The 19,176-nt window shown below is 62.1% G+C and carries 14 protein-coding genes and 1 pseudogene; 10 read left to right on the forward strand and 5 right to left on the reverse strand.

Translation table 11 applies throughout. The annotated features are described in order from the left end of the window. Positions 1-163: 163 nt before the first annotated feature. From ABY948_RS05045 to ABY948_RS05060, 4 genes are all read right to left on the reverse strand, one after another. Complete coding sequence (locus tag ABY948_RS05045; RefSeq protein ID WP_461481424.1) at positions 164-583, reverse strand: TA system antitoxin ParD family protein; 420 nt, start codon at positions 581-583, stop codon at positions 164-166. Positions 584-781: 198 nt separating this feature from the next. Next, positions 782-1,153 (reverse strand): hypothetical protein, encoded by a 372-nt coding sequence (locus tag ABY948_RS05050; protein WP_461481425.1) that lies wholly within the window; start codon positions 1,151-1,153, stop codon positions 782-784. 373 nt (positions 1,154-1,526) lie between these two features. Next, complete coding sequence (locus ABY948_RS05055) at positions 1,527-3,452, reverse strand: ATP-binding cassette domain-containing protein (RefSeq protein ID WP_461481426.1); 1,926 nt, start codon at positions 3,450-3,452, stop codon at positions 1,527-1,529. A gap of 43 nt (positions 3,453-3,495) precedes the next feature. Then, positions 3,496-4,137, reverse strand: a complete 642-nt coding sequence (locus tag ABY948_RS05060) for an arylesterase (RefSeq protein WP_461481427.1) — start codon at positions 4,135-4,137, stop codon at positions 3,496-3,498. Between the two features lie 97 nt (positions 4,138-4,234). Here ABY948_RS05060 and ABY948_RS05065 point away from each other — a divergent pair, with 97 nt between their 5' ends. From ABY948_RS05065 to lysS, 10 genes are all read left to right on the forward strand, one after another. Then, the gene (locus tag ABY948_RS05065; RefSeq protein WP_461481428.1) at positions 4,235-4,921 is read left to right on the forward strand and encodes an ABC transporter ATP-binding protein; all 687 of its coding nucleotides are present in this window, start codon (positions 4,235-4,237) and stop codon (positions 4,919-4,921) included. Beyond that, a complete protein-coding gene (locus ABY948_RS05070) occupies positions 4,921-7,422 on the forward strand; it encodes an ABC transporter permease (protein ID WP_461481429.1) in 2,502 nt (833 codons plus the stop codon). Before ABY948_RS05065 ends, ABY948_RS05070 begins: the two co-directional genes overlap by 1 nt. 87 nt (positions 7,423-7,509) lie before the next feature. Further along, on the forward strand, positions 7,510-7,887 hold the full coding sequence (locus tag ABY948_RS05075) for a hypothetical protein (protein WP_461481430.1): 378 nt from the start codon (positions 7,510-7,512) through the stop codon (positions 7,885-7,887). A 70-nt stretch (positions 7,888-7,957) separates the two neighbouring features. Beyond that, the gene (locus ABY948_RS05080) at positions 7,958-9,232 is read left to right on the forward strand and encodes a TolC family protein (RefSeq protein ID WP_461481431.1); all 1,275 of its coding nucleotides are present in this window, start codon (positions 7,958-7,960) and stop codon (positions 9,230-9,232) included. Further along, on the forward strand, positions 9,225-10,436 hold the full coding sequence (locus tag ABY948_RS05085; protein WP_461481432.1) for an efflux RND transporter periplasmic adaptor subunit: 1,212 nt from the start codon (positions 9,225-9,227) through the stop codon (positions 10,434-10,436). The genes ABY948_RS05080 and ABY948_RS05085 overlap by 8 nt, the downstream gene beginning before the upstream one ends. A 10-nt stretch (positions 10,437-10,446) precedes the next feature. Then, on the forward strand, positions 10,447-13,590 hold the full coding sequence (locus ABY948_RS05090; RefSeq protein ID WP_461481433.1) for an efflux RND transporter permease subunit: 3,144 nt from the start codon (positions 10,447-10,449) through the stop codon (positions 13,588-13,590). 51 nt (positions 13,591-13,641) lie between these two features. After that, a complete protein-coding gene (gene cueR, locus ABY948_RS05095; RefSeq protein WP_461481434.1) occupies positions 13,642-14,037 on the forward strand; it encodes a Cu(I)-responsive transcriptional regulator in 396 nt (131 codons plus the stop codon). A 68-nt stretch (positions 14,038-14,105) separates the two neighbouring features. Further along, positions 14,106-15,188: a permease gene (locus ABY948_RS05100; RefSeq protein ID WP_461481435.1), complete on the forward strand. Its 1,083-nt coding sequence runs from the start codon at positions 14,106-14,108 to the stop codon at positions 15,186-15,188. A 733-nt stretch (positions 15,189-15,921) separates the two neighbouring features. After that, a protein-coding gene (gene prfB / locus ABY948_RS05105; RefSeq protein ID WP_461481436.1) for a peptide chain release factor 2 occupies positions 15,922-17,017 on the forward strand; the annotation gives its coding sequence in 2 pieces (ribosomal slippage) (positions 15,922-15,993 and positions 15,995-17,017; 1,095 coding nt in all). Positions 17,018-17,059: 42 nt separating this feature from the next. Then, the gene (gene lysS / locus ABY948_RS05110; protein WP_461481437.1) at positions 17,060-18,586 is read left to right on the forward strand and encodes a lysine--tRNA ligase; all 1,527 of its coding nucleotides are present in this window, start codon (positions 17,060-17,062) and stop codon (positions 18,584-18,586) included. 115 nt (positions 18,587-18,701) lie between these two features. Here lysS and ABY948_RS05115 read toward each other — a convergent pair. Continuing rightward, positions 18,702-19,176, reverse strand: a pseudogene (locus tag ABY948_RS05115) (valine--tRNA ligase); the annotation flags it as partial.

Below are 19,176 nucleotides of genomic sequence, written 5' to 3' on the forward strand. Positions count from 1 at the left end.
AGCGGCAGGCCGGTGGGGCGGATAAAGTGGTTGTAGAAGGTGGTCTTGCCGGCGCCGTTGCCGCCGGTCAGCACCCACAGCTGTTTGGGTTTTTCCGGCGTTGGCCGTTTGGCCCGTTCTTTGGGGGCTTTAGTCATGGATTGGGGCTATACGGGGCAGGGGCTCAGGGTCTCTCGCCAGGAAGTGCGGCGATAAACTGGCCATCCTGGTATTTGCCGACGGTGACACGGCCGGCGGGGTCGATCTGTTCCAGGAAGCCGGGATGTTGTTGTGAAGCCTGGTAGCGCAGCTTGGCGCCGCTGACCTGGCGGGACAGCTCGCCGCTGTCGCGCATCCGCTCCAGGGTGTCGAACACCCGGTCGGGGTCCACCCGGGGGGCGCGGATTTTCTCGGCCTTGATGCGGGCGGTGCCCGACAGCACCGAGATCAGTGAGTTTTCGTCCACTACCTCGGCCACGGCGCGGCCGATGCTGGCCCAGTATTCCACCTGTTCCGCCGCACTGCGGTGAAAGGCGGCCCCGGCCACGGTGGCCTGGGACATCAGGCGCTCGTCCAGGCGCACGGGGGATTTCGCTTTGGCCATGATGATTACCCTTGCAGGAAGTCGCAGTCAGGCAAATTGTAGCATATTGCTACAAAATCGGTGAGTGGCGCGTGAAAGGGTTTAAGTCGGTCATCCGTGCCGCCAAATGGCCGCCAGTGTGCGCGGCCATTGCGGCGGTCTCGGTCAATGGAGCGGCCTGGTTACGGTTATGCCCGCAAGCGCCGCCCCCGGTGGTGCTCAGGCGGCAACCTTTTGCAGTTGCACCGGTTTGGAGAGCAGTTCAACCACATGGGTCGCCGTGGTGTAATCCAATTCTGTTGCCAGGGTTTCGATGAAACCGGTGGGCAGGATACACAACACGTCGTAGCCCTGGTCGCTGACGCGCAGGCAGTAGCGGGAGGCGCTGCTCTGGTAGTTCATCAGGCAGAGAATTTCATCGAGAAACACGTCGTAAATGTGGTTCTCGGTATCCTTGACCAGCACGTGATCCTGGTCGCACTGGCACACCTCGCCCATAAACGTGGCCGGGTGCGCTGACTCGGTGTGTTTTGGGTCCATGATTTCAACTGTCATGCCCCTGGTTATCAGATGATTCAGATGTTTTGTCATGGCCATTCCTCGCAGTGAAGTTGTGAATGCCTGAGCTCGGTATTTCGACTGACGGGATAAAGCGTAAAGAGAGGGTTGTGGTTCAGAACCTGGGCTGTTGGCCGTGTCCCCTCCGGATAGCTGGTTTGTCAGTGGTGCGCCGGGCGCCCGGTGATGAAGAAACGGTCGCTGAAGCGCGTTGCTGCCAACGGCTTTTGCCTTGGCATTGAGTCGATCATGGCGAGAATTTTTAGAAAGGGCTATCTAAAAACCATGCGGAAAAGCATGACTTTTCGGCATGGTTATTATAATAATTTCAGATAATTACATTGATAAGAAATACTTTTTTGGCAATAAAAAAGCCATTTTTGTGTTGTGAATTTTTTCCGGAAAATTAACCCTTCATTTCTTCCAGTTCCACCCAGCGCTCGGCGGCCTGGTCCAGTTCCATCTGCTTGGCCCCCAGTGCATCCAGAATGGGCTGGGTTTCGCTGAAGGGCAGGTTGAAGAAGTCCGGATCGGCCGACTGTTCTTCCAGCGCGGCGATCTCGGTTTCCAGCCGGTCGATCAGGTCCGGCAGCATGTCCAGCTCGCGCTGCAGTTTGTAGCTCAGCTTGCCCGCCGCGGGCTTCTTCTTGGCCTGGCTGGTGGTGTCGTGGTCGACCAGGTGGCCGGAGGGGTGGTCGAGGGTGTCGGCAATTTTCAGCTGCTTGCCGCGCTTTTCCCAATCGCTGAAACCGCCGATATATTCCTCGATGCGGCCGTCTTCCTCGAATACCAGCACGCTGGTGACCACGTTGTCGAGAAATTCCCGGTCGTGACTGACGATGATCAGGGTGCCCTGGTATTCCACCAGCTGTTCTTCCAGCACTTCGAGCATTTCCACGTCGAGGTCGTTGGTGGGTTCGTCGAGCACCAGCAGGTTGGTGGGGCGGGTAAACAGTTTGGCCAGCAGCACGCGGTTGCACTCGCCGCCGGAGAGGGCGCTGACCGGGGTCATGGCGCGCTTGGGCGAGAACAGGAAGTTGCGCAGGTAGCCGATGATATGGCGCTCCTTGCCGTTGAGCTTGATGTATTCCTTGCCGTCGCCGACGTTCTCGGCAATGGTCTTGTCCGTTTCCAGCTCCCGGTGGGTCTGGTCGAAGTAGCCGACTTCCAGGTTGGTGCCCAGCTTGACGGAGCCTGCTTCCGGTTCGATCTGGCCGAGCAGGATTTTCAGCAGGGTGGATTTGCCGACGCCGTTGTTGCCGATCAGGCCGATGCGGTCACCGCGCATGATCTTGATCTTGAAGTTGTTGATCAGCTGCTGGCCGCCGTAACTGTGGCACAGGCTGCGGGCCTCGACGACCTTGCGGCCGGAGTTCTCGGCGGTTTCAACGCTGATTTGCGCCTTGCCCTGGCGCTTGATGCGCTGCTCCCGCTGGCCGCGCATGGCTTCCAGTGCCCGCACCCGGCCCTCATTGCGGGTGCGGCGGGCCTTGATGCCCTGGCGAATCCACACTTCCTCTTCCGCCAGTTTCTTGTCGAACAGGGCGTTGCGGGTTTCCTCTTCCTCGAGGGCCTGCTCCTTGAGGCGCAGGTAGTTCTGGTAGTTGCCGGGCCAGCTGACCAGGTGGCCGCGGTCGATCTCGACGATGCGGGTGGCGAGCCGCTGCAGGAAGTTGCGGTCATGGGTGATAAAGATCACCGCGCCCTGATAGCTGCGCACCCGGTGTTCCAGCCACTCGATGGTGCTGATATCCAGGTGGTTGGTGGGTTCGTCCAGCAACAGCACGTCAGGGTTGGAGACCAGCGCCTTGCCCAGGGACACCCTGCGGCGCCAGCCGCCGGACAGTTCCGCCAGGGTTTTGTGGGCGGGCAGCTCCAGCTGGCTGATGATGGTTTCCACCTGCTTGTCCACTTGCCAGCCGCCGCCGGCATCGATGGCGGACTGCAAATCCTCCAGCGCTCGCATGCCCGCCTTGTCGAGGGTTTGCTGGGACTGGTGGTGGAACTGGTCGATCAGCGATTGTTGATCCGCCAGGCCCTCGCGCACCACATCGGCGACATTGCGCTCCAGTCCACCGGGCAGCGCCTGTTCCAGCTGGCTGATGCGCAGGTGCTGGCGGAAGTGCAGTTCGCCGTGGTCCGGCTTGATCTGGCCGCTGATGATTTTCAGCAGGGTGGATTTGCCCGCGCCGTTGCGGCCGATCAGACAGATTCGCTCCCCCGGTTCCACCGTCAGGTCGGCGTGGATGAGCAGTGGCACATCACCGAATTCAATGGAAATGTCGTCGAGGCGGATCAGGGTCATGGGGTCGGGTTTCGCACGAGTGGGCAAGGCCGCGGATTCTAGCAGAGATTCGCTGGCGGCAGCAGGCAGATCAGTGTTTGTCGCCGTTGAGAATCGGGTTCAGCAGTTTGAGCGCGCGCGCGGTAATCAACGGTTGTGCCTGTTCGGTGGGGTGAATGCCATCTTCCTGCAGCAGGTTGCTGTCGCTGGCGATGTCGTCAAACAGGAAGGGCAACAGCGGTACCTGTTCCTCTTCGGCCAGCTCCGTATAAGCCGCGGCAAACTGATCGCTGTAGCGTTTGCCATAGTTTGGCGGAATACGCATGGCAAACAGGATGGGCTGGACGTCGCACTGGCGGCTGAGATCGATCATGGCCCGCAGATTCTGCTTCATGCGGAGAACAGGATAGCCGCGCAGACCGTCGTTACCCCCCAGTTCGATGAGCACAAATTGCGGGTGGTGTTCCTCTACCAGGGTCTTCAGCCGAGACAATCCGCCACCGGTGGTATCGCCGCTGATACTGGCGTTGATCACCCGGTGGTCGTCCCCTAGTTGCTGTTGCAGCAGTTCGACCCAGCCCTTGCCGCGATCTATGCCGTAACCGGCGCTGATGCTGTCACCCAGCACCAGTAGCGTGGCGCCAAAACTGCTTAGTGGCAGCAGTGACAGAGCGAATATAAAACGTCGCAGTGCTGTGATAACCGGGGATCTGTGTCCGCGAAGTATTGGCATGTAGAAAGTATTGATGGTAGTTGAGAACTGGTACAGTCTAGGCCCTTTGACAGTAAATGGAAGAGGTCGCTCGCCAGGATGGATGAAGGAAAATTTTATGATTGAAGCCCATCATATCGTTAAAGAAGTCGTTACCTCCGCAGGCACTCTGCGCATTCTTGACGACATCAGTTTGGCTGTCGCTGAGGGTGAGGCGCTGGCCATTGTCGGCCCTTCCGGTTCTGGAAAATCTACCTTGTTGGGGATACTGGCCGGGCTGGATTTGCCCAGTGCCGGACAAGTACAAATTAATGGTGAAGACATTACCGCCATGGATGAGGAAGGCCGCGCCGCCATGCGCGCCCGCTATGTGGGGTTTGTGTTCCAGTCCTTCCAGTTGCTGCCCAGCCTCACCGCCCTGGAAAATGTCGCCCTGCCGCTGGAATTGCGCGGCGACGCCCAAGCGCTGGATACCGCCCGCCGGTTCCTGGAGCGGGTGGGGCTGGCCGCGCGCTGGCATCACTATCCCCGGCAGCTCTCCGGCGGCGAACAGCAGCGGGTGGCATTGGCCCGGGCGTTTGCCAGCCAGCCGAAAATTCTGTTTGCCGACGAACCCACCGGCAATCTCGATACCGCCACCGGCGAGACCATCAATAACCTGCTGTTCCAGCTCAACCGGGAAGCCGGCACCACGTTGATACTGGTGACCCATGAGCCGGTGTTGGCGAACCGCTGCCACCGCCGGGTGACATTGCGCGGTGGCCGTTTGCTCAACGGCGAGACGGCACTGCCGGTCGACCCCTGATGATGGCCCTGAAACTGTTGTGGCGCAGTTGGCGCGGCGGCCAGTTGGGGCTGATCTTCGGCTCGCTGGTGATGGCGGTGGTGGCGGTGACCTCGGTGGCATTGCTGGCGGATCGTGTGGAGCGGGCGCTGGTGAAGGAGTCCAGCCATTTTCTGGCGGCAGATGCACAGCTGCGCAGCAGCCGGGCAATCCCCGCGCAATGGCTTGCGGAAGCACATGAGCGGGGGGTGATGACGGCCGAGACGGCGTTATTCGCCTCAATGGTTTACCGCGGTGACCATAACCATCTCGCCGCGGTGAAAGCAGTGCAGGATAACTATCCTCTGCGCGGTGTGCTGACACTCTCTGAAACGCCCTTTGCAACAAAACCGGAACAATTTCAGCAGGTGGATCGCGGACCGCCGCCCGGAGAAGCCTGGGTGGATAGCCGCCTGTTGCCGCTGCTTAACATGAACCTCGGTGATCGCTTGGATGTGGGCGAGGTCAGTCTGCGGGCGACCCGTGTCATCGTCGAGGAGCCGGATCGCGGTGGCTCCTTTTCCCTGTTCGGCGCACGGGTGCTGATGAACTGGACCGATCTCGCTGCCTCCGGGGTGATTCAGCCGGGCAGTCGCGTCAATTACCGGTTGCTGCTGGCAGCGGGCGATGATGAGCTGGCTGACTACCTATCCTGGCTGGCGCCCAAAATGGCCGAACACGACCGGCTGCTGTCGCCGGACGAGGCGCAGGCCGGGCTGACGGATACCCTGACTCAGGGTCGGCGCTTCCTGCTCTTGGCGGGCAGCCTGGGTGTGGTGCTGGCGGGTATTGCGCTGGCGTTGGCCAGCCGCCATTTTGCGGTGGGGCAGACCACTGCGGTCGCGCTGTTGAAAAGCTGGGGCCTGTCGGCCCGGCGGGTACGCGCGCTGTATTGGCAGCAAATCCTGTGGCTCGGGCTGTTGGGTTCCCTGTTGGGTTTGCTGTTGGGGTGGGTGATCCACGAAGTATTGATTCTGTTGGTGCGGGAATTGTTGCCGGTCAATCTGCCCGCGCCCGGTTGGCGGCCCTGGCTGACGGGGCTGGCCACCGGACTGTTGTGTCTGCTGGGCTTTGCCCTGCCGGCACTTTGGCACTTGCCCGCGCTGTCGCCACTGGTGTTGTTGCGCCGGGATGTGCCGGTGCAGCTGGTGGGCGCAATGGGGCGACTGTTGATCGGTGTTGTCGTGGTCGCCGCCATGCTGCTGTGGTACAGCCAGAGTCTCGCCATGACCATGGCGGTGTTGGGTGGCCTGGCCCTGACCGCCGCAACGGTGATGGGGCCGGGCTGGCTGTTGTTGCGCCTGCTGCGCCACCTGGGCCATCGGGCGGGCAGTCTCTGGCGCCTGGCCCTGGGCAATTTGTGGCGGCGGCGGGTGCAGAGCCTGGTGCTGCTGGCGGGGTTCGCCAGTGCCATGGCTATCCTGATGACCCTGGTGATGATTCGCACGTCCCTGCTGCAGGAATGGCGCTGGCAACTGGCTGAGGATGCGCCCAATCATTTCCTGGTCAATGTGGCGCCCCACGAACTGGCCGGCGTGGAAAAATTGCTGGCGGATAACCAGCTCCACAGTGTTGGCTGGTATGCCCTGGTGCGCGGGCGCATTACCCTGATCGACGGGCAGCCACCGCCGGAGGAGCTGGTGGAGGGGAACGAGGCGCTGCGCCGGGAGCTGAACCTCAGCTGGAGCAGCCAGTTGCCGGAGGGCAATCAGCTGGTGGCGGGCGAGTGGTGGGATCAACCCGGTGATGTTGCCAACCCCTATGGCGAGCACGGGGCCCCCATTTCCATTGAACAGGATTTGGCGGAAGAAATTGGTGTGAGCCTGGGTAGCCGGCTGACATTCAGTGTGGGTGGTCTGGTTTTCGAGGGGGTGGTTGCCAGCATCCGCAGCCTTAACTGGGACACCATGACACCCAATTTTTACATCCTCTTTCCCGAGGGTTACCTGGAAAAATTCCCGCGTATTTTCATGACCAGCCTGTACCTGCCACAGGGACAGAAACCCTTTGTGAATAAATTGCTCAGGGCGTACCCCACGGTGCTGGTGATCGAGCTGGATATGGTGATCGACCGGATTCGCACCATGGTGTCACAGGTGACCCACGGACTGGAGTTGATGACGCTGCTGATGCTCGGTTGCGGGGTGCTGGTGATGCTGGCGGCGGTAAAGCTGTCCATGGGCGAGCGCCTGCAGGAAAGTGCCATCCTGAGGACATTGGGCAGCACCGGGCGGCGCATTCTGGCCGTTCAGTCGCTCGAATTTGGCGCGCTGGGGGCGCTGTCCGGCACACTGGCGGCCAGCGGTGCCGAGCTGGCATTGTTCCTGTTGCAACAGCGGATGTTTACAGCCTCTTTTGGGCTGCATCTCGAACTGTGGCTGGCGGGGCCATTGTTGGGTGCGCTGCTGGTGGGGGCGTTGGGCGTGGCCTATACCCGGCAGGCGGTAACCAGGCCGCCGTTACAGGTGCTGTCCGGGTTGTAAGCCACCCTCGGCAGGGTGATTGACTACACTCAAACCTAAGGACAAAAGGTTGACCCTCTACCCGGTGTAAGGTTTATAGTGATTCCCGTGAAAAAGACCGCCGCAAAATACCGCACCGTCGTTGCCGCCCTGTTGATGGGCTGGATACTGCTGTGCGGGTTGATGCCCCTGCTGCCCGACAAGGGGCCAGATGCGGGCATGGATCACGCTGCCCACCAGATGATGGCGAGCCACCAGGGTGACGGGGCAACGGATGCCGCCGGGGCCTCCCACTGCTGTGATGCGCTGCAGGGACATCAACTGCCGGTGCAATACCCGTTCATGGATCTGCTGGCCTTTGCCATTGTCGGCTGCCTGCTGTTTTTGCTGGCGGCGGTGTTGCCGTCGCCCCCGCGGCTTTATTACGCTCCGGTTCCCCCCACCGGGCCTCCCCTGCACCAGCGATATTGTGTCTGGCTGGATTAACTAACCTGTAGTTCCTCGCTTTTATTGGCCTGCTTTCGGGCCGGTTTTTCTACTGCTGTGAGCGAACACTATGTACAGGTTAACCCATTCATTTTGGCTGTTGCTTCTCGCCACCCTGGTGCCCCTCGGGGTATCCGCCGCAACCCTGACCCTGCCCCGGGCCGAGCAGATCGCCCTGGCGCAGGACCTGGGGCTGCAGGCGGATTCCGAGCAATCACTGGCGCTGCGGGAAGAGGCGACCTTCGCGGGGCAATTGCCCGATCCCCAGTTGATCCTCTCCAGTGCCAACCTGCCGGTGGACACCTGGGATATCGACCAGGAGCCGATGACCCAGTTAAAAGTCGGCGTGCGCCAGCAGTTCCCGGCGGGTGATACCCGGGCGCTGCGGCAGCAGAAAATGGTGGCCCAGTCCGACCAGGTGGAGGCCGAGCGGGGTGACGCCGCCCTGCAGTTGCGCCAGCAGATCCGCCAGCACTGGTTTGCTCTGGCGGGTTGGTCCCGCAGTCGGCAGCTGTTGCGGGATTACCGCCCCGTGTTTGAACAGCTGGTGGAGGTCACCCTGTCTTTTTACAAGACCGGCCGGAAACACCAGCAGGACTATTTGCGGGCCAAGCTGCTGCTGGGCCAGCTGGATAACCGGCTGCTGGCGGCGGACAGGCAGCTCGCCGTGGAGCGGGCCTGGTTGTCCCGCTGGCTCGGTGACGCCGCCTACGGCGAGCTGGACAGCCAGTGGCCGGAACACTGGCTGGCGCCCGTTGCCGGGCCGGTGGCCAGCGGCCACCCGAGACTGTTGGCCAGCGATTACCGGGTTCGTCAGCAGGCGGCACAACTGGATATTGCGGGGGAGCGCTACAAGCCCAACTGGGGGCTGGAGATGAGTTACGCCCGCCGCGAGGCGGAAGATATGGCGGGCGACCGCTTGCCGGACTTCTTTTCCGCCGCCATCACCGTCGACCTGCCGCTGTTTACCGCCAATCGCCAGGATCGCCAGTACCGGGCGGAAAAACACCGCCTGGAGGCGATGCGGATCAGCCGCGCCGATCTGCTGGCGGAAATGAATGCCTCGCTGGTCAGCGGTCTCGCCCAGGTGCGCGAACTGCAGCGCAGCCTGGCGCTGTACCGGGAGCAGTTGCTGGCGCTGGGCGAACGGCAGGCGGATGCCGCCTTGCAGGCCTACCGCAGCGACGCCGCGGACTTTGCCGATGTGATGCAGTCCTCCAGTGTGCGGCTGGAGCTGGAGCTGGATTACCAGCAGACCCTGCAGCGCTATTACCAATCCCTGGCAGGGGTCTACTACCTGCTGCCCGAGCAGTCCCCCACCGAGGAGGGTAGCCGTTATGAATAAGTTGTTGTTGTCGATTGTTGTCGTGCTGGTGGCCCTGGGCGGTTACTGGCTGGGTGGCGGTTTTGCCCGGCCGGGCATGGGGTCGGGTGAGTCCGCTGCGGAGCGAGAGCCGCTTTACTGGGTGGCGCCCATGGACCCCAACTTCCGCCGGGATCAGCCCGGCAAATCGCCCATGGGTATGGACCTGGTGCCGGTCTATGAGGCGCCGCAGGGGGATGTGAGCATTAGCCCCGCGGTGCAGCAGAACCTCGGTGTTCGAATCGGCTCGGTCACCTCCGGACCACTGGCCCGGCTGATCACGACGGTGGGCTACATCCAGCTGGACGAGGAACAGCTCAGTCATGTGCACACCCGGGTGGACGGTTGGGTGGAGCGGCTGGCGGTGTCCAGCGTCGGCGATCGGGTGAGCCAGGGCGATCCGCTGTTCGCGCTGTACTCCCCGGCCCTGGTCAATGTCCAGGAGGACTATCTGGCGGCGCGGCGCAGCAACAGTCGGGGTTTGATCGATGCCTCCCGCCAGCGCCTGCTGTCCCTGGGGCTGGATGCCGGGCATATCGCGGCACTGGAAAAAAGTGGCCGGGCGCAACAGGCTGTTCTGTTTACCGCCCCGCGCAGCGGCATTCTCACCGGGCTCAAGGTGCGCGAGGGGATGTTTGTGACGCCGTCACTGGAGATGATGGCCATCGGTCGGCTGGACAGCGTCTGGGTGATCGCCGAAGTGCTCGAGCGCCAGGCGGGCTGGCTGGCGCCGGGCCAGCCGGTCAGCATGACCCTGGCCAGCTATCCCGGTGAGGTCTGGTCCGGGCAGGTGGAATATATCTACCCGGAACTGAACGAGATGACCCGCACCACCCAGTTGCGGATCCGCTTCGACAACGCCGACTGGCGGCTGCGCCCCAATATGTACGCGCAACTGGACATCCAGGCCGGCGACGGTCGGGCGCGGTTGTCGGTGCCGCGGGAGGCGGTGATTCGCGGCAGCAAGGTGGACCGGGTGGTGATGCGCATGGCCGGGGGCAGTTATCGCTCGGTGCCGGTCAGGACCGGCATGGAAAGTGCCGACCGGGTGGAAATTCTCGACGGTCTGCGGGAGGGCGATGAGGTGGTGGTGTCCGGTCAGTTCCTGATCGATTCCGAATCCAATCTCGATGCCGAGCTGGAGCGCATGGGCGAAGCTGGCGCAAGCCACACGCACCAGCACTGAGGGGGCAGTCATGATCAATCGCGTTATCAACTGGTCGCTCCAGAACCCGATCATCGTGCTGCTGCTGGCCGCGCTGCTGTCTGTGGGTGGACTGTACTCCCTGCGCCACACCCCGGTGGATGCCATTCCGGATCTGTCCGATGTACAGGTCATCATCAAGACCCGCTTTCCGGGTCAGGCGCCCCAGGTGGTGCAGGACCAGGTGACCTATCCCCTGACCACCGCCATGCTGTCGGTGCCCAAGGCGGTGACGGTGCGCGGCTACTCCTTCTTCGGTGACTCCTACGTCTATGTGATTTTCGAGGACGGCACCGATCTCTACTGGGCCCGCTCCCGGGTGCTGGAATACCTGAGCCAGGTGGCCGGGGATATGCCCGCCGGGGTCAAGCCCCAGCTGGGACCGGACGCCACCGGCGTCGGCTGGGTGTACGCCTACGCCCTGGTGGATCGCAGCGGCCAGCACGATCTGGCACAGCTGCGCAGCCTGCAGGACTGGTTCCTCAAGTATGAACTGCAGACCGTGCCGGGGGTGTCCGAAATCGCCACCGTCGGCGGCATGGTGCGGCAGTACCAGGTGGTGGTGGACCCCAACAAGCTGCGGGCCTACAACCTGCCGCTGGCCCATATCAGCAATGCCATCCAGCACGCCAACCAGGAGGTGGGGGCCTCGGTGGTGGAGTTGGCGGAAGCGGAATACATGGTGCGCGCCAGCGGTTATTTACAGGGGGTCAAGGATATCGCCCAGATACCCCTGGGGCTGAATGACCGGGGTACGCCCCTGACCCTGGGGGATGTCGCCGATATCACGGTGGGCCCACAGTTGCGCCGCGGGGTAGCCGACCTCAATGGCGAGGGTGAAGTGGTGGGCGGCATTGTGGTGATGCGCTTCGGCGAGAGCGCCCAGAAAACCATTGCCGGGGTGAAGCAAAAGCTCGAGACGCTGAAGGCCAGCCTGCCGGAGGGGGTGGAGTTTGTCACCACCTACGACCGCTCGTCGCTGATCGAGCGGGCCACCGATAACCTGTATCAAAAACTGATCGAGGAATTCCTCGCGGTGACGGTGATCTGCGCGCTGTTCCTCTACCATTTCCGCTCGGCGCTGGTGGTGATTTTCAGCCTGCCGGTGGGCATTCTGGCGGCCTTCGCGGTGATGCACCAGCAGGGCCTGAACGCCAATATCATGTCCCTGGGGGGTATCGCCATCGCCATCGGTGCCATGGTGGACGGCGCCATCGTGATGATCGAAAACGTCCACAAACATCTGGAGAGGAAACGGGAGGGCGACCATCACTGGGAGTTGGTGCGCAGGGCCACCGAGGAGGTGGGCAAACCGCTGTTCTTCTCGCTGCTGGTGATTACCCTCAGTTTCCTGCCGGTCTTTACCCTCGAGGCCCAGGAGGGGCGGCTGTTCGCGCCGCTGGCCTTCACCAAGACCTACGCCATGGCCGCCGCCGCCGGCCTGTCGATCACCCTGGTGCCGGTGTTGATGGGTTACCTGATCCGCGGGCAGGTGCTGCCGGAGCACCACAACCCCCTCAACCGGGTGCTGGCGGCGGCCTATCGCCCGCTGATCCATTGGGTGCTGGGGCACACCAGGACGGTGCTGGGGGCTGCCCTGATCCTGCTGCTGCTCGGCGCCTGGCCGGTCAGCCGACTCGGCAGTGAGTTCATGCCGCCCCTGGACGAGGGCGACCTGATGTACATGCCCACCACCTACGCCGGGATTTCCATCGGCAAGGCGCGGCAATTGTTGCAGCAGACCGACAAGCTGATTCGCACTGTGCCCGAGGTGGAGACGGTGTTCGGCAAGGTGGGGCGGGCGGAGACGGCCACCGATCCGGCACCGCTCACCATGATCGAGACTTTCGTGCAGCTGAAACCCCGCGAGCAGTGGCGACCGGGGCTCACCCCCGAGGCGTTGCGCCGGGAACTGGACGGCCTGATCCGCTTCCCCGGCCTCACCAACGCCTGGGTGATGCCCATCAAAACCCGCATCGACATGCTGGCCACCGGCATCAAGACCCCGGTGGGGGTGAAGGTCTCCGGCCCGGACCTGCTGGAGATAGAGCGGATCGGCAAGCAACTGGAGCAGCTGTTGCCCCAGGTGCAGGGCACCGCGTCGGTCTATTCCGAGCGGGTCGCCGGTGGCCGCTACATCAAGATCGACATTGACCGCCAGCAGGCGGCCCGCTACGGGCTGAATATCGACGATGTGCAGGGGGTGGTGCGCACCGCCATCGGTGGCATGAACGTCACCGAGACCGTGGAGGGGCTGGAGCGCTACCCGGTCAATTTGCGCTACCCGCAAAACTACCGCGGTTCGGTGGAACAGTTGCGCCTGTTGCCGCTGGTGACCGGCATGAACCAGCGCATTGCCCTGGCCGATGTGGCCAATATTTACGTGGCGGATGGGCCGCCGGCCATCAAGAGTGAAAACGCCCGGCTCAATGGCTGGACCTTTGTGGATATCAGCGGTCGCGACCTCGGTTCCTATGTGGCCGAGGCCCAGCGGGTGGTCGGCGAGCAAGTGGTGTTGCCGCCGGGCTATGCCATCAACTGGTCCGGTCAATATGAATACATGCTGCGGGCCAAGGAACGGCTGGCCACGGTGGTACCGCTGACGCTGTTGATCATCATGGGGCTGCTGTACCTCAATTTTCGCAGCCTGTTTGAGGTGCTGGTGATTATGGGCACCATTCCGTTCGCGCTGCTCGGCGGTTTCTGGCTGATGTACTGGCTGGGCTACGACCTGTCGGTTGCCGTGGGTGTCGGTTTCATTGCCCTGGCGGGGGTCGCCGTGGAGATCGGCGTGCTGATGCTGGTGTATATCAACCAGTCCTGTCGGCGTCTCCGCGAGACTGTGGCCGCGGAAGGCCGGGTGTTTACTTATGCGGATTTGCAGACGGCGGTATTCGACGGTGCCCGGCAGCGGGTGCGGCCGATCATGATGACCTTTTCCGCCATCGTGGCCGGCCTGGTGCCGATCATGCTGGGCGGAGGCGCCGGCTCGGAGGTGATGCAGCGCATTGCCGGGCCGATGATCGGCGGTATGCTGACCACGCTGGTGCTGACCCTGCTGGTGATTCCCGCCTGTTATTTGGTTTGGAAGGGGCGGGGACTGGAAAGGACGCCGCTATCGCCATCCCGGACTTGACCTTATAGTAAGTATAAGGTTTAGGCTTGCGGCAAATCTGTAGAGGTGACCATGAAAATCAGCGAGGTAGCCGGTCGTACCGGCCTGGATGCCAAAACCATTCGCTATTACGAGAGCATTGGCCTGGTCGATTCGCCCCAGCGGCAGGGAAACGGTTACCGGGATTATTCGGATCAGAATGTCCGCCAGCTGTGGTTTTTGCGCCACGCCCGGCAGTTCGGGTTTTCCATCGACCAGTGCCGGGTACTGCTGGCGCTGTGGGCCAACCCCAGGCGCCGCAGCGCGGAGGTGCACCAGCTGGTGACCGAGAAGGTGCGGGATATCGACCGCCATATTCGCGAACTGAATGAGATGAAAGACATGCTCAGCACACTGCTGGCACAGTGTCCGGGGGATGACAGCCCCCACTGTGCCATTATCAACAAACTCGCCACCGACTCGGAGTGAACCCCATGGGCGACTGCTGTAACCACGACAAGCCCGTACCATCACCGAAACCGGCCCCGAAGCCGACCATGCCAAGCGGCTGTTGTGGTCCGGCACCTGCCCAGGGCGAAGCGGGCGGCGCCTGCCACAGTGAAACAGGTCGGCCGGATTATCTGTTGTGGGTGTCCGGCGTCATTGTGTTGGCCTGTTACGTGCTCTACTGGTTGCTGGATGGTCACCCGGATCTGCCCCGGTGGCTGGTGGTGATGACCTCCGGGGTCTACGAACTGATCAACCGCATGTGGTGGGGCCTGTTGGCGGCAGTGTTGTTTGTCGGCCTGCTCGACCGGGTGCCCCGGGATCTGGTGATGTCCGCCCTCGGCCGGGGCGGCACGGTGGGCGGCATTGCCCGGGCAACGCTGGCCGGGCTGATGCTGGACCTGTGCAGCCACGGCATCCTCATGGTCGGTACCAAACTCTACCAGCGCGGCGCCAGCCTCGGCCAGTTGATGGCCTTCCTGATCGCCAGCCCCTGGAACTCCCTGTCGCTGACCATCATCCTGGTGGCCTTGATCGGCTTTGGCTGGACCCTGGCCTTTATCCTGCTATCGATGGCCATCGGCGTGGTCACCGGGCTGGTGTTCGACCGACTGGTGAGCCGGGGGGTGTTGCCTGCCAACCCCCACACCGATGGCCAGAACGGCAATGGTGCCAGTCTGGGCGCTCAGTTATTGGCGGCCCTGAAAACCATCAAGGTGACCCCCGGGGGGCTGTTGAACTTGCTGAAGGACGGGGTTCGGGATTCGAAGATGGTGTTCCGCTGGCTGTTTTTCGGCATCGTGCTGGCCACCGCCATCCGCGCCTTTGTGCCCATGGATACCTACCAGACCCTGTTCGGGCCGACGTTGATGGGCCTGCTGCTGACCATGGTGGCGGCCACCATTATCGAGGTCTGCTCCGAGGGTTCCACGCCCATCGCGGCGGATATCGTCACCCGCGCCGCCGCGCCGGGCAACGGCTTTGCCTTCCTGATGGCGGGGGTGGCCACCGACTACACCGAGGTGATGGTGATCCGCGATTTGACCAGGTCCTGGAAAATAGCCCTGTTCCTGCCGCTGGTGTCGCTGCCGCAGGTGCTGGTGGTGGGGTGGATTTTGAATCAATTGGGTTAGACGGTGGTTCTTGATGGCAGCTGTGACTGTCGCTGATTTTCTCTCCACTGGTTTGTCACTTTTCTTTGCGTGCCCAAAGGAAAGTGCGCAGATCACGCCATTACTTCTGTGTAAATGTTTTTATGTGACTTTTTTGCTCGTGCAAAAAAAGTCACCAAAAAAGCACGCCCCGCAGACCTGGCCCTGCGGGCTTCCCTCGCTGCGAGAACACCACAACGGGCCGGCTTGACGGGGCGTCCATGCCCCGGCAAGCCTGAATTGCACGTCCTGTGCAATTCTCCCTGTGTTGTTCTCTCGCTCGGCAGGTCTGAGGGGAAATCGTGCCACTAGCCGAGCCTGTCGATAGCGCCGAACTTTCAGGGTGGCACCCACAGCCCCTGTGGTGCGCCGAGGGAAAAATTGCTTGCCGGGGCAAATGGACAGGACGTCCATTTGAGCCGTGCCGCGACAGGGACGTCGCGTCTCGGCGACCCGCAGCAAGGAATTTTGAGCGAGGGCAGCCGCAGGCCGCAACACCGGGGGGTGCCCTTTCTTTTGGTTACTTTTCTTTGGGCAAACAAAGAAAAGTGACAATCAAACCGTACAAACATGCCGATGCCTCTCCCCCTCGACGCCACCAACCCACTTTTGCCTCGGGCAAATCCCTCTAACTATCGGCCCTCCCTAGAGAACCCCGCCATAATCCGTTAGAATCCCGCCCCTGTTTTGCCACACCTATTTGGCCACTTTATTCATGGAAATCAATCCGATTCGGAATGCTTTAGAAGACCTCCAGGTGCGCACCGACGTGCTTAGGGGGTATCTTTGACTACGCCAACAAGAAAGACCGCCTGACCGAAGTCGAGCTGGAGCTCGGCGACCCCAACGTCTGGGACGACCCGGAGCGCGCCCAGCAGCTGGGTCGCGAACGCGCCTCCCTGGAACTGGTGGTGGAAACCATCGAAAACCTCGACAGCGGTGTTGCCGACGCCAGCACATTGCTGGACATGGCGGCAGAGGAAAACGATGCCGACGCGGTGGCGGATATCGAGGTGGAAATCGCCCAGCTCACCGCCCAGCTGGAGAAGCTGGAATTCCGCCGCATGTTTTCCGGCGAGATGGACGCCAGCAACGCCTACCTGGATATCCAGGCCGGCTCCGGCGGCACCGAGGCCCAGGACTGGGCGGAAATGCTGTTGCGCATGTACCTGCGCTGGGGCGACGACAAGGGCTTCAAGACCACCCTGGAGGAGTGCTCCGCCGGTGAAGTGGCGGGCATCAAGAGTGCCACCATCCGCTTCGAGGGCGAGTACGCCTTCGGCTGGCTGCGCACCGAGACGGGGGTGCACCGGCTGGTGCGGAAGTCGCCGTTCGATTCCGGCAACCGCCGCCACACCTCGTTCAGCTCGGTGTTTGTTTCCCCGGAAATCGATGACAATGTGGAGATCGATATCAACCCGGCGGATGTGCGCACCGATACCTACCGCGCCAGTGGTGCCGGTGGCCAGCACATCAACAAGACCGATTCGGCGGTGCGCCTGACCCACGTGCCCTCCGGCATTGTGGTGTCCTGCCAGAGCGAGCGCTCCCAGCACCAGAATCGCGACAAGTGCTGGAAAATGCTGCGTGCCAAAATGTACGAACAGGAAATGCTGAAGCGCAGCGAGGCCGCCCAGGCGGTGGAGGACAGCAAGTCGGACATCGGCTGGGGCAGCCAGATTCGCTCCTACGTGCTGGACGACCAGCGCATCAAGGATCTGCGCACCCATGTCCAGACCAGCAACTGCCAGGCGGTGCTGGACGGCGACCTGGATCGCTTTATCGAAGCCTCACTCAAGGCCGGGCTGTAATGTCCCCGGCCCAATTCATGTTGCAGGAAAGTTGCAGGAAAGATGACTGATACTCAGAAACCGACCACAGACCAGGCCGACGAAAACAAACTGATCGCCGAACGCCGCGCCAAGCTGGGAGTCATTCGCCAGCAGGCGGAGGCCGACGGCGGCAGTGCCTTCCCCAACGATTTTCGCCGCCAGCATCTGGCCAGCGACTTGCAGCTGCAGTACGGCGAGCAGTCCAAGGAGGCGCTGGAAGAACTGCAGCTGCAGGTCAGCGTGGCCGGTCGGGTGATCCGCAACCGCGGCGCCTTCATGGTGCTACAGGACATGTCCAGCAGCATCCAGTTGTATGTCACCAAGGAAGCTCGCGCCTTTGCCAAGGGCGTCGACCTGGGGGATATCGTCGGTATCAGCGGTGCCTTGCACAAATCCGGCAAGGGCGACCTGTACGTCAACATGGAACAGTTCCAGCTGTTGACCAAGTCGCTGCGACCGTTGCCGGACAAGTACCACGGCCTGGCGGACCAGGAAATGCGCTATCGCCAGCGCTATGTGGACCTGATCGTCAACCCGGAAATTCGCGAGCTGTTCCGGGTGCGCTCCCAGGTGATCGACTTTATTCGCCGCTACCTCAACGGCCGGCAGTTCATGGAGGTGGAAACCCCCATGCTGCAGGTGATTCCCGGCGGCGCCGCCGCGCGCCCCTTCGTTACCTTCCACAATGCGCTGGATATCGACATGTACCTGCGCATCGCCCCGGAGCTGTACCTGAAGCGCCTGGTGGTGGGCGGTTTCGAGCGGGTCTACGAGATCAACCGCAACTTCCGCAACGAGGGCCTGTCCACCCGCCACAACCCCGAGTTCACCATGCTGGAGTTCTACCAGGCCTATGCGGACTATCGCGACCTGATGGATCTCACCGAGGACATGTTGCGCAAGATGGCCCAGGAGGTGCTTGGCACCACCGAAGTGGTCAGCACCATCAAGAATGCCGATGGCGAGGTGTTGCAGGAGACCCGCTACGACTTTGCCGAGCCGTTCCGCCGCATCTCGGTGTTTGATGCCATTCTGCATTTCAACCCCGACATCGCCCCGGCGGCGCTGGCCGATGCGGAAGGGGCGCGGGAAATCGCCGAGCACCTGGATATTCCCCTCAAGGACAGCTGGGGGCTGGGCAAGGTGCAGATCGAGATTTTCGAGAAAACCGTCGAGCACCGCCTCGATCAGCCCACCTTTATCACCGAATACCCCACCGAGGTGTCACCGCTGGCCCGTCGCAGCGATAGCAATCCGTTTGTCACCGACCGCTTCGAATTCTTTGTCGGCGGCCGCGAGATCGCCAATGGCTTTTCGGAGCTGAATGACGCGGAAGATCAGGCGGCGCGCTTTCGCGCCCAGGTGGCGGAGAAGGACGCCGGTGACGACGAGGCCATGCACTACGATGCGGACTACATTCGCGCCCTGGAATACGGCCTGCCGCCCACCGCCGGTGAAGGCATCGGTATCGACCGGCTGGTGATGCTGTTGACGGATTCGCCTTCCATCCGGGATGTGCTGCTGTTCCCCCATATGCGGCCGGAGTGATTCCGGCCTGCGGTGGCGCAACATTGTCGCTGGGGCCTGAGGAAAGGTCAGACCCTGGCCCCACCGCTGAAAGGCGGGGCCAGATTCTAATTTGCAGACTATTTAGTCGATAGAGTCAGAGCGCGGCAATGGCCTGCTGCTGTTGCTGCAATTTGCCCAGCGCCGCTTCCATTTCCGCCATTTTTTCCCGTTCCTTGGCCACCACGTCCGCCGGGGCCTTGCCGATAAAGCTCTCGTTGCCGAGTTTGCCCTGCACCCGCTGCAGTTCCTTGTGCAGTTTTTCCACTTCCTTGTTGAGGCGTGCCAGTTCGGCGTCCTTGTCGATCAGGCCGGCCATGGGCACCAGGATTTCCATATTGCCCACCAGCGCAGTGGCGGACATGGGCGCTTCTTCACCGGCGTTGAGCCAGTGGATGGTATCCAGGTTGGCCAGCTTTGACAGGAACTGGCGGTTGCCCTCCAGGCGGCGCTGGTCTTCGGCGCTGCCATTGTTGAAATAGATGGGCAGCGGCCTGCCGGGGGCGATGTTCATTTCGCCGCGGATATTGCGGATGCCGACGATCACTTTCTTCAGCCATTCGATGTCGGCG

The organism is Porticoccus sp. (assembly GCF_041592135.1).
Lineage (GTDB): Bacteria > Pseudomonadota > Gammaproteobacteria > Pseudomonadales > Porticoccaceae > Porticoccus.

What these genes read in the sequence shown, in the direction of transcription:
- ABY948_RS05060 (WP_461481427.1), bottom strand. Translation starts at nt 4,137, where the DNA reads ATGCCAATACTTCGCGGACACAGATCCCCGGTTATCACAGCACTGCGA.
- cueR (WP_461481434.1), top strand. Translation starts at nt 13,642, where the DNA reads ATGAAAATCAGCGAGGTAGCCGGTCGTACCGGCCTGGATGCCAAAACC.
- ABY948_RS05070 (WP_461481429.1), top strand. Translation starts at nt 4,921, where the DNA reads ATGATGGCCCTGAAACTGTTGTGGCGCAGTTGGCGCGGCGGCCAGTTG.
- lysS (WP_461481437.1), top strand. Translation starts at nt 17,060, where the DNA reads ATGACTGATACTCAGAAACCGACCACAGACCAGGCCGACGAAAACAAA.
- ABY948_RS05100 (WP_461481435.1), top strand. Translation starts at nt 14,106, where the DNA reads ATGCCAAGCGGCTGTTGTGGTCCGGCACCTGCCCAGGGCGAAGCGGGC.
- ABY948_RS05085 (WP_461481432.1), top strand. Translation starts at nt 9,225, where the DNA reads ATGAATAAGTTGTTGTTGTCGATTGTTGTCGTGCTGGTGGCCCTGGGC.
- ABY948_RS05065 (WP_461481428.1), top strand. Translation starts at nt 4,235, where the DNA reads ATGATTGAAGCCCATCATATCGTTAAAGAAGTCGTTACCTCCGCAGGC.
- ABY948_RS05090 (WP_461481433.1), top strand. Translation starts at nt 10,447, where the DNA reads ATGATCAATCGCGTTATCAACTGGTCGCTCCAGAACCCGATCATCGTG.
- ABY948_RS05080 (WP_461481431.1), top strand. Translation starts at nt 7,958, where the DNA reads ATGTACAGGTTAACCCATTCATTTTGGCTGTTGCTTCTCGCCACCCTG.
- ABY948_RS05050 (WP_461481425.1), bottom strand. Translation starts at nt 1,153, where the DNA reads ATGACAAAACATCTGAATCATCTGATAACCAGGGGCATGACAGTTGAA.
- ABY948_RS05045 (WP_461481424.1), bottom strand. Translation starts at nt 583, where the DNA reads ATGGCCAAAGCGAAATCCCCCGTGCGCCTGGACGAGCGCCTGATGTCC.